This is a genomic window from Actinomycetota bacterium, assembly GCA_030017835.1.
GTDB lineage: Bacteria > Actinomycetota > Aquicultoria > UBA3085 > Oleimmundimicrobiaceae > Yes70-04.
Genome location: JASEGU010000002.1, coordinates 88,570 through 99,283, shown reverse-complemented (window position 1 = coordinate 99,283; position 10,714 = coordinate 88,570). Strand labels below are relative to the sequence as shown.

Here is a 10,714-nt window from a genome sequence, read left to right as displayed (position 1 = left end):
CCGGCCTCTCACAGAAAGAGGATTCGGCCCACCAACTGCCTGGAGAGGCTCAATCAGGAGATACGCAGGCGTACCCGGGTGGCGAGGATCTTTCAGAGCAGGGATTCGGCCTTAAGACTCGTCACCGCCCTTTGTGTAGAACAAAGCGAGGAGTGGGAGACCAAAAAGGAAGTACCTTGATATGGAGGAACTGGAGGAGCTCAGAGAGGAGACCGAACTCCAACTGGAGACCATTGCTCTTTAGTTTCCGCTTAAATTGACAACTGAACAGTCGATCTCCCGGGAGGGGTAAATCAAGCACGCCATGGATTTCAATCCTGACTCGCTTCTCTCCCTTCATTCCACGAACCTGAGGGAAGGAAGCAAAAGATCCTTCTCCCAATAGGCATCTGAATGACTCTTATCTCAGGAGGACACCATTTACAGAACTTTGTGGGCTTGACTTTTGGAAGCCGCCTATTTAAATATTTAAAGCTTTGGATTAAGAATGCCGATTTAATTATCAGAAGATAAATCCGGCGGAAATTTCATTGCAGTATGTTTCGCTCAAGGGTTGATGATATTCTGTAAAAAAGTCATATCCGCCGGACTATTAGGGCGGGCGCAGGAAGGCGCCCGCCCTTTATTGATTTGTGAGCTGAAATTTGTTAAATTCTATGGGGAAGTAGGCCGGGTAATCGCCCCAGTGAAAACAGGGGAGGAAAGTCCGGACTCCATAGGGCAGGATGCCTCGTAACGCGAGGGCGGAGCGATCCGACGGAAAGTGCCACAGAAAAGAAAACCCCTGCGCCACAGGGCGCTGGGAAAGCTGAAACGGTGAGGTAAGAGCATCACCAGCTTCATTGCAAAGTGGAGGCTTGGAAAACCCCATCCGGAGCAAGGCCGAATAGGGAAGGATTCGCGGCGGCCCGCCGCGTCATAACTTCCGGGTTGGCTGCATGACCCAGGCGGCGACGTCTGGGCTAGATGAATGATTACCCAGCCCCTTTTAGGGGTGGACAGAATCCGGCTTACAGGCCGACTTCCCTAACTTTAAAACCACTCTTGTCTGGCGAAAATCGTGGAAACTGCCGAAAAATGGTTAATCGCCAAGGCAGAGGGTGACCGAAATTGAACTCGATAGATAGGCTATACTTCGGCTCGGATCAGATATCCAATCTGTTAGATGGGCGCCCCAAAGTGGGAAACCAACAACCTGCCCGCCGTCATCTCTGAAAAACGAGGCGCTAGTCCAAAAGATGCCATTTTCCTATCATATACCGCAAGATTCTTAAGTTCCGCCAAAATAAGACCGAGCGGGGCGGAGGTCTTCAAAAGAAGCGAAAGTCTTGATTTCAAGCCCTTGCTTAATAGCGAAAGTCTCGCTCTAAATTTTGATGGCACTATCTCCTACTCGGATAGAAGTATAAATATAAATGTTTCGGCAGAGATGAAGGAGTTTTTCGTCGAGGACGAAAACGGTAAAGCCTTCTACGTCAAGCCGGCCTCGATAAATCTCTCTTTTTCATACTCTTCTTTTAACGCAAATTTTATTCCCATCGAGGCTGAGAGAAAATCCCAAGGAAGTTACGATTTTTTGAATCTGCTTAGGCAATTCTTGAGCGAACTCGTTTCGATATCTTACCAGGAGGGGAGAAAGACGATAGCACTTGTCTTAAACGAGAGATGAAATCGCTTCTTTCGGCAAATTCGGGAGAGTTGGGCAAAGAACTTTTGAATTTGGTTAGCATGGTCGTAACCTTAAGCCATCTTGAAGAGGGAGAGAAAACCGATCACGTTATCGGCGTCCATGGGGAGAGGGGGGTCATTAGGGACAAAGAGAGATTGGGTTATCTAGTAGAAGTTGAAGCCGAGGATCTTAAGTTCGAATTTTCAGCGAGTTCCATAGAGATATTCGAACTGGGTTCTCGGCCTCAAGAAGACAAGCCATCTTAAGCTGCGCTATGCAATCTATTCGTGATAATCGTTATTATCAATATCGCCATCCTCGCGCCAGTCAATTATGTGGGCCACCTCATGAGAGATTATTCTTTCTAGCGGGGCGGTGTGATCTGGGTCTATCCAAATCTCACCCCTCTTATACCAAGCGCAAGCTTGCCAATTATTTGGGCATTCTTGGATTTTTATCGTTGCTCCGACAAGTATCGGGTTTTTGGCTATCTCGGCATTGAGTAGAGTTTGAGCCAATGCGGCCTCATCCACAACCAAGGGGGTGTCCTCTACCTGAGCTGAGATCTTTTGTGCCACCCCAGGGGCAGTTGTTATTGGAGCTTTTTGTTGGCCAGTATTACTATTTTTTGTTTGGTCAGCACCGTAAGGCGTGCTACTTTTTTTTATCGATACAGGAAGATCGCTTTCCTTAGAGGGCTCTTCTTCACCGACCGTATTTGAATTTAATTCCTTGCTTGCGAAACTTCTTTTTAGCAAGCCGGAGTCCCCTGTCTTTAAATCTTGATTGTCCACCCACTTCCCGGAAATGGTGCCTGTTGCATATGATGTCCCTGTCACCAACATGAACAGAACCGAAAAAGAAGCCATCAATAATCTTGCCTTCCTTCTCTTTTTCATCTCAATCACCTCATGTCTCAAGTTGTCGAGACAAACAAAAAAGAACCAAATTCTCCCTCGATAAGGGTCATATTGGTTCTTCTTGATGAGATGTCGGACGAAAATCTCTTTTGGTAACTCGGCCACCATATCCCTTTGGGGATTTAGGTCCGTAGCTTTGCGTCATCCTCGTTTCCGAAGTGTTGCCTTTATCGAGAGAAGTGGATCTTATTTGCTTGTCAAAGTGCCTTCATTACTTGTTATCGGCAAATGAAGGAAAAAGTTTAGCACTATTTACATAAACACAAATATTATCATTTACGTCGTTTTTTGATCATCAACCCGATTTCGAAGGAATAATTTAAGGGAAAATATGTTAAATTTTTTGAAATTTTTGCCGAAAAATAAGAAAAAATGTTGAAAAGTGGAAGAAAATGGATTAAAGTGGAAATCAAACAGAAAAGTTGGAGGCTTGGATTTGTTTTTAGGCGAGTTCGAACACTCATTAGATGAGAAGGGGAGGCTGATTCTTCCCTCCAAATTTAGAGATGCTCTCTCCGATGGGGTAGTCATAACCGTCGGTATGGAGAAATCGCTTTTTGTCATCCCCAAGACCGAATGGCCGCAATGGGAAGATAAAATAAGGTCGCTTCCCCTGGCCAAGAAGGATGCGAGGAAGTTTTCAAGGTTCTTCTTTGCTGGAGCGAGCGAGGAAGAGATAACCAAACAAGGCCGGATATCGATACCGGCTAACCTAAGAAACTATGCAGGATTGAGTAAAGTGGTCGTCATAATAGGCGTCTCCGATAGGCTGGAAATTTGGGATAAGGATAATTGGTTAGCCTATCAGGGAGAGGCAGAGGAGTCTTACTCCGACATTGCCGAAGATCTTTTGATCTGATCTTTTGAAAACCGAATAGAGATTTCAAGTTTGCCGGCTGAGAGTTAAAAGATAAGTCTAAACCTTGGGCGGGTAGTGACAAATCTTGGCCCGGAAGTCGACAAGAGTGACAGAGAATGGGGCGCTCTCAGCCGGCAAAAATTGTGAGACTAAAATGGCAAATGAACATATCCCGGTCCTTTTAAAAGAGTCACTCTTTTATTTGGATCCAAAGCCGGGAAATAGGATTATAGATGCGACGCTAGGAAGGGCAGGGCATGCTCTAGCGATCATTGAAAAGATCTTGCCGGACGGCAAGCTTTTGGGAATAGACAAGGATAACTCTAGCCTGATGAGAGCAAGGGCGATCCTGGAGGATTATAAAGACGATGTCCACCTGGTAAAAGGAGACTTTAAGGATATCGGGAGATTGGCTCCGAAGGCTGGATTCGATGAGGTGGACGGAATTCTTATGGATCTCGGTCTCTCTTCACCACAGCTCGATGAGGCCGAGAGGGGTTTTAGCTATCGTTTTGATGCACCGATCGATATGCGGATGGACAAGGATCAGGGTTTAAGCGCCTTTGAGGTTATTAATGAGTATTCGAAAGAGGATCTAGCCAAGGTTATCAAGGAATATGGCGAAGAGAGGTGGGCGAGCCGCATCGCAGATTTTATTGTCAGAGCAAGGGAACGCTCGCCCATAAGAAGCACTTTTGAGCTGGTAGAAATAATCAAGGCGGCTATTCCGGCTAGCGCAAGGAGAAGGGGCGGACATCCTGCGAAACAGACATTTCAGGCCATAAGGATTGAGGTTAATAGGGAGCTCGAATCCTTAGCCGTGGCCCTTAAAGGTGCGGTCAAGTCTTTGGCAAGAGGGGGGAGATTGGTCGTCATCTCATACCATTCACTGGAGGATAGGATGGTCAAAGAATTCTTCAATGAGCTCAGCTTGGGGTGTGATTGTCCAAAGAGTCTGCCGGCTTGTGTTTGTAATAAGAGGCCGGTTTTAAAGATTCTAACGAAGAAGCTGATTGTTGCCGGCGAAGAGGAGATCTTGAAGAATCCGCGCTCCAAAAGCGCAAAACTTAGAGCCGCAGAAAAGATATCTTAGATCTAATCTTAAGAGGTGAAAATATGGAAGCAGCTAGAAAATTAACGAGTCATAGAGAGTTTGAGCAAAGAAGAAGTTTGAGCTTGATCGAGGGGGATAAGAGGGGAACCTCTTCAAAGAAGGTCATATCTCTGCTTTTTGCGATCATATGCATCAGCATACTTTTCAATGTGATCCAGAGGACATCTTTTATCGAGAACGATATGACCGAGGGGAACCTAATCAGGACCTTACAAGAGGAGAAGCTCTATAAAAAGAAGCTTATGGCAGAGATCGCCCAGCTCAAATCGTCCGAAAGGATAGAGGAGATAGCCGTAAATAAATTGGGCATGATTACCCCGAGCGAAGTCAAATATGTCAGGCTCACGTCGGACGATTCTTCGCCCAAAGAGCTTGCTATGAAGAGTGGAGATAAGCCCAACATCAGGTAGCGGGGGACTTTCAGATAATCGTCATCGAGGTCTAAGCGAAGAGGAGAGGTTTTTTAGATGTCTGCCAGGCTACGGGAGAGAGGCGACGCAAGACTCTACTTTACCATCCTTGTTTTTCTGCTCAGCTTTGCGGCAACGATTTTTAGATTATTCGATATCCAAGTAGTACAGGCCAAGAAGTTCGAGGAGTTGGCCAAGAGCCAGAGGGTCAGGACCGTATCGATAACCGGAAAACGCGGGGATATTTTCGACCGTAACGGAAACCTTTTGGCAACCAGCATAGAAGCATTCACCATATACGCAAATCCACTTCTTATAAAAGATCCCAAAACCACCGCCTCCAAGCTAACCTCCATTATAAATCTGGATGAGAACGAGCTTATAAATAGGCTTAGTAAAAAAAACGGTTTTGTTTATTTGATCCGAAAAACCGACCAGGCGACGGCCAAGAGAGTTGAGTCCTTGAGCGAGGTCGGCATCTACGTGATGGAGGAGAGCAAGAGATACTATCCCTCCAACGATCTAGCTGCAACCGTCATCGGCTTTGCCGGTGTCGATAACGAAGGTCTCTCTGGGCTCGAGAATTATTATGATGATATCTTAAGCGGAGAGTCCATTCAGCTTACGGTAGAGAGGGACCCAAACGGAAGGAATATAACAACTTCAACTGATAGCCAGGCCAGACCAAAGGATGGCAAGAATCTCATCCTGACAATCGACAAAGAGATTCAACATAAGGCTCAGTTTGAGATAGATGAGGCGGTTAAAAAATTTGGAGCCAAATCCGGAAATGTAATCGCCCTAGATCCCACAAACGGCGAGATCTTGGCTTTAGCCAACAGCACCTCTTTCGACCTAAACCAATATTCAAAGTTTGATGCCGCAACTTTTCGAAACAGGGCGATCGTCGACTCTTTTGAGCCGGGTTCGACCATAAAGTTGATTCTTGCTTCGGCCGCTCTAGAAGAGGAGACATTTTCGGTAAACGATAAATTCACCTTGCCCTATTCGATCCAGGTGGCCGATAAGATCATAAAGGATTCCCACGAGAGGGGGACAGAAGAGTTCACCTTCAGCAGGATAATAACCGACTCCAGCAATGTGGGCGCTGTTAAAATCGGAGAAGGACTGGGCAAAGATAATCTATATAAATATCTAATCGACTTTGGGTTTTCGAAAAAAACGAGGGTCGATTTTCCAGGCGAGGCGACCGGCTTCGTTCCTCCTCCCGATAAGTGGTATGGATCGGCCATTGGAAACATACCTTTTGGGCAGGGGATATCAGCAACCAGCCTTCAAGTTATTCAAGCCGTGGCTGCCATCGCAAATGAGGGTACGCTCACAAGGCCCCACTTTGTTAAAGAGGTTACAGAAGCATCGGGAGATCCCGTGGGTAGGGTAGCCGATTCCGGTAAAAAGGCGATATCGGCCAGAACGGCCGCCAAAATCGGAAAGATTATGGAAGAGACCGTCCTGAGTGGAACTGGAGTCAACGCAAAGTTGGTTGACTACCGGGTTTGCGGAAAGACCGGAACGGCCCAGAAACCAAGCGCAAACGGCCTGGGCTATGAGAAGGGCAAATACGTCGCCTCTTTCGTCGGCTATGCTCCTGCAGATGACCCAAGGGTCGCGATAATAGTGGTCTTGGATGAGCCAAAGGACTCTATATACGGTGGAACGGTTGCGGCACCCGTCTTTAAAAACCTGGCTGAATTTACTCTTCGCAGGCTTAAAGCTCCTCCAAACTGATCTTTCCCTAGAGTGATATTCACCTGCTGTGTTAAAATCAATCTTGATATGGTGATAGATTTGTTCAACTTAAAGTATGCTCTCAAACTCTTGGATGTTGAGAAGGTTGAGGGAGACTTAAATCATATAATCAGAGACATCTCCTATGACTCAAGAACCGTTGGCCCGGGAAATGTTTTTGTTGCCATAAAGGGGCACGAAAAGGATGGGCATGACTTCATCAAGGACGCCATAGACAGGGGAGCTGTCTGCGTCATTACTGAGTCCTGGCAAGATCTCTCCCCTGAGATTACCCAGATAATGGTAGCAGATTCAAGGCTTGCTCTGGCAGTTCTCTCCTCCCTTAGATTCGATAACCCGACATCAAGGCTTAAAATCGTCGGCATAACTGGAACCAATGGAAAGACCACCACGGCCTACTTGGTCAGAAGCATACTTGATGCCGAGAAGATTAAGTCTGGTCTTATTGGAACCATCGAGTATCGCTTGGGCAAAAAGAGACTTGCTGCTGGAAGGACGACGCCAGAATCTTACGATTTGCAGAAGCTCTTTAGCGAGATGTTGGGTGAAGGCCTCAGCCACGCCACGATAGAGGTCTCCTCTCACGCGGTTGACTTAAAAAGGACGCATGGCATAGAGTTCGATGTCACTGTCTTTACAAATCTGACTCAAGACCACCTAGACTATCACGGCGATATGGAGAGCTATTCCATGGCAAAGCGGAAGTTTTTTAAGAAGAACCCCGCCTCCATTAAGGTGATCAACATCGATGACGATTTTGGCAAGAGACTGGCCAAAGACTTCGATAACGTCATGACCTTCGGCCTGAATGAACCGGCCGATATACGCGGCCATGACATGGTTTTAAATGGGGATGGCACAAGTTTTAGACTCTCCTTTAATGGAGGAGAGATCGATATCAACCTCAAACTGAATGGACTCTTCAACGTATCTAACGCGCTCGCATCTTTTGGTGCTGGAATCGCCTTAGGTCTCGACCCTAAAAATATAAAGGCAGGCATCGAAGCACTTGACAGTGTTCCCGGCCGGTTCGAGAGAGTCGATCTTGGCCAGAGCTTTGGGGTCTACGTCGATTACGCCCATACCCCCGACGGTCTTGAGAAGTTGATAAAGAACGCAAGAGAGATAACGGCTGGCCAGGTTATAGTTGTTTTCGGTTGTGGAGGAGATAGGGATAGAAAAAAACGTCCCCTGATGGGAAGAATAGCAGCTGAAATGGCTGATCTAGCCATAATCACCTCTGATAATCCAAGAAGCGAAGAGCCTGAGGCGATAATTTCTGAGATTCTCAAAGGCGCAAAAGGCGCCGGTTCAAATAACTTTCTTGTCGTACCCGACAGGCGTAAGGCTATAGGGTTGGCCATCAGAGAGGCTTATGGCGGCGATGTTGTGCTTATAGCGGGCAAAGGTCACGAAACCGGGCAGACATTTAAGGGCAAGACTATCCCGTTTATAGACAGGGAAGTCGCTTTTGAATTTTTAAAAGAGGTCGTTTAGATGATAGAGATCAAACTCAAAACCCTCATTAAAGCCGAGCCCTCCATGATGGTCTACAGGGGAAGCCCAAATTTATCCATAGATTCCGTCTCGACCGACACTAGAAGCTTGAAAAGAGGCGACATTTATATACCCCTGCGTGGCGAGAATTTTGACGGCCACATATTTATCAAAGATGCGATATCCAAGGGCGCAAGCGGTTTTTTCTTTGACACCATGACCGAAGAGATCGATTGCATATTGAAGGAGACGAAGCAGGATATCTTGGCCCTGGCCGTCCCCGACACGCTTAAAAGCCTCCAACTTCTGGCTAGACTCGTTAGAGATGAACTGAAATGCCACGTAGTTGCCATAACCGGAAGTAGTGGAAAGACTACAACCAAAGATTTACTCACTTCTATCCTAGAAGCCAAATATGATGTTTTGAGCTCCAAAGCCAACTACAATAACGAAGTCGGTCTTCCACTAAATATTTTAAGGGCCAAGCGGTCAACCGAGATAATGATCTTGGAGATGGGCATGCGTGGCATGGGGCAGATAAGCGAACTCTGTAAGATTGCCAAGCCTACCGTAGGGGTTATAACGAATATTGGGCGAGCCCATTACGCTTTGCTCGGTTCTGAAAGGGCCATCGCCGAGGCAAAATCGGAGCTGGTAAGGTGCGTTCAGCGAGATGGGGCAGTCATCTTAAATTATGATGATAAGTGGACTCCGACCTTAAGGGCTATGACGAAGTCAAAGCTGATAACCTATGGCTTTTCAAAGGGAGCGGACGTCTTTGGCGAGATCTTAAGCATCTCGGCTCCAAACCATTCTAGAGTCCGCCTCTTCTATCAGGGTTCCTCCGCTGAGGTAGATATGCCTCTTTCAGGCAAACAGAATGCCTACAATGCTTTGGCAGCGGCGGGGGTGGCGCTCTGGTTGGGCCTAAGTCTCGATGAGGTTAAAGAAGGTCTTGAAACATCCTCCATCTCGAGTATGAGGATGGAGTTGATAGGGTCTGAAAATGGCATAACCGTGATAAACGATGCCTATAACGCAAACCCAGACTCGATGATATCGGCCTTGGAATCTTTGGCAGATTTTCCAACAAAGGGTTGTAAAATAGCCGTCCTAGGCGACATGGCTGAGCTTGGCGAGATAGCCGAGAAGTCTCATCTTGAAGTTGGGAGAAGCGTGAAAGAGAAGGGCATAGACATTTTGATTGCGGTTGGCGACATGGCCGCTCTGATTGCAAGGGGCGCCTTAGAAGCGGGCATGGATGAGAAGGCCGTCTTTTATAGCAAAGAAATACCCGATGCCAAAAAGATTATCGAAGACGAACTCGAGCAGGGAGATGTCGTTTTATTTAAGGCCTCCAGAATCATGAGGCTGGAGAGACTTATAGAGGCCATATCGTGAGGCACAAGTGTTGATTAAAATAATCTCCAATATCTTCAATATTGAAAGATTTCCGACTTATCAGATCTTTATTACCATGGTCCTTTCCATGCTTATAGTTGGGGCGATAACGCCTATCCATGCCAAACTCTTCAGGAGTAGAAAAATAGGCCAGGTAATAAGGAGCGATGGCCCCGAAAAACATCTCGCAAAGAGCGGAACTCCGACAATGGGCGGCCTGGCCATCCTGCTCGGCATCTTAATCTCCTTTTTCACCATGTCCTCTCTCAGCCGCATAACTGGCGCGGCTATCTTTCTCATCCTGTCCTGCGGGCTCATCGGTTTCATAGACGATTATCTGAAGGTCCTCAAGACGAGGACCTTAGGGATTACGGCAAAAGTAAAGATGCTCTCTCTCTTCGCCATAACGGTCATATTCGGCGTCTATGTGGTAAATTTCTTGAATATCTCTACGATGATTGACCTGCCTCTCACCGGCATCAGCATCTCGCTTGCCCCTCTCTCGTCAAGTTTCAAACTTTTTGGGATAGCGATAACCATCCCCTGGCTCTTTCTTCTCCTCCTATTTCTAGTGATCTCTGGGACCACCAACACGGTGAATTTGACCGACGGCCTAGACGGGCTTGCGGCAGGGACCGCCACCATAGTCATCTTGGCCTACGCGGCCATTGTCTTTCGTCAAAACAACTTGAACCTTGCGATACTCTGCGCCGCCATAAGCGGTGCCTGCATCGGATTTCTCTGGTATAATGCTTATCCGGCTGACATCTTCATGGGAGATACGGGATCCTTCAGCCTGGGCGCGGCCATTGCGGCCATGGCAATCCTTACCAAAACAGAGCTCTTACTGCCTGCGATTGGCGGCATCTATTTAATTGAGGGCCTCTCAGTGATCCTTCAGGTCTTCACCTTCCGTTTCTTCAAAAAGCGCATCTTCAAGATGGCTCCCATCCATCATCACTTCGAAATGATCGGCTGGTCCGAAACCAAGATAATGATTAGGTTCTGGATAGTTACGGGAATTTTGGCCGGCGCCGGTTTCTCATTCTATTTCATGACGGGCGTCTAGATTAA

The 10,714-nt window shown here is 47.0% G+C and carries 11 protein-coding genes, 1 other RNA gene and 1 riboswitch; of the genes, 11 read left to right on the top strand and 1 reads right to left on the bottom strand.

Annotation, left to right across the window (positions count from 1 at the left end):
* The 4 genes from QMD53_01370 to QMD53_01355 all read left to right on the top strand — a co-directional run.
* On the top strand, window positions 1-180 hold a 180-nt coding region (locus tag QMD53_01370; protein ID MDI6799328.1), incomplete at its 5' end, for a transposase.
* A gap of 481 nt (window positions 181-661) precedes the next feature.
* Window positions 662-1,029, top strand: an RNA gene (gene rnpB, locus QMD53_01365) — RNase P RNA component class A.
* A 136-nt stretch (window positions 1,030-1,165) separates the two neighbouring features.
* On the top strand, window positions 1,166-1,669 hold the full coding sequence (locus QMD53_01360; protein MDI6799327.1) for a hypothetical protein: 504 nt from the start codon (window positions 1,166-1,168) through the stop codon (window positions 1,667-1,669).
* Window positions 1,666-1,935, top strand: a complete 270-nt coding sequence (locus QMD53_01355; GenBank protein ID MDI6799326.1) for a hypothetical protein — start codon at window positions 1,666-1,668, stop codon at window positions 1,933-1,935. The genes QMD53_01360 and QMD53_01355 overlap by 4 nt, the downstream gene beginning before the upstream one ends.
* Window positions 1,936-1,950: 15 nt before the next feature.
* Here QMD53_01355 and QMD53_01350 read toward each other — a convergent pair whose 3' ends face one another.
* Complete coding sequence (locus QMD53_01350; protein ID MDI6799325.1) at window positions 1,951-2,568, bottom strand: hypothetical protein; 618 nt, start codon at window positions 2,566-2,568, stop codon at window positions 1,951-1,953.
* 109 nt (window positions 2,569-2,677) lie between these two features.
* Window positions 2,678-2,765: riboswitch (cyclic di-GMP riboswitch) on the bottom strand.
* A 260-nt stretch (window positions 2,766-3,025) separates the two neighbouring features.
* On the opposite strand from QMD53_01350, the gene mraZ reads away from it, so the two are divergent.
* From mraZ to mraY, 7 genes are all read left to right on the top strand, one after another.
* Entirely contained in the window at window positions 3,026-3,448 is a 423-nt protein-coding gene (mraZ, locus tag QMD53_01345) for a division/cell wall cluster transcriptional repressor MraZ (GenBank protein MDI6799324.1), read from the top strand.
* Window positions 3,449-3,602: 154 nt separating this feature from the next.
* Window positions 3,603-4,541, top strand: a complete 939-nt coding sequence (gene rsmH, locus QMD53_01340) for a 16S rRNA (cytosine(1402)-N(4))-methyltransferase RsmH (protein MDI6799323.1) — start codon at window positions 3,603-3,605, stop codon at window positions 4,539-4,541.
* Between the two features lie 23 nt (window positions 4,542-4,564).
* Window positions 4,565-4,972 (top strand): hypothetical protein, encoded by a 408-nt coding sequence (locus QMD53_01335; protein MDI6799322.1) that lies wholly within the window; start codon window positions 4,565-4,567, stop codon window positions 4,970-4,972.
* A 57-nt stretch (window positions 4,973-5,029) separates the two neighbouring features.
* On the top strand, window positions 5,030-6,721 hold the full coding sequence (locus QMD53_01330; protein MDI6799321.1) for a penicillin-binding protein 2: 1,692 nt from the start codon (window positions 5,030-5,032) through the stop codon (window positions 6,719-6,721).
* Between the two features lie 48 nt (window positions 6,722-6,769).
* A complete protein-coding gene (locus QMD53_01325; protein MDI6799320.1) occupies window positions 6,770-8,239 on the top strand; it encodes a UDP-N-acetylmuramoyl-L-alanyl-D-glutamate--2,6-diaminopimelate ligase in 1,470 nt (489 codons plus the stop codon).
* The gene (murF, locus tag QMD53_01320; protein MDI6799319.1) at window positions 8,240-9,640 is read left to right on the top strand and encodes a UDP-N-acetylmuramoyl-tripeptide--D-alanyl-D-alanine ligase; all 1,401 of its coding nucleotides are present in this window, start codon (window positions 8,240-8,242) and stop codon (window positions 9,638-9,640) included.
* A 76-nt stretch (window positions 9,641-9,716) separates the two neighbouring features.
* Window positions 9,717-10,709, top strand: a complete 993-nt coding sequence (gene mraY / locus QMD53_01315) for a phospho-N-acetylmuramoyl-pentapeptide-transferase (GenBank protein MDI6799318.1) — start codon at window positions 9,717-9,719, stop codon at window positions 10,707-10,709.
* Window positions 10,710-10,714 lie beyond the last annotated feature (5 nt).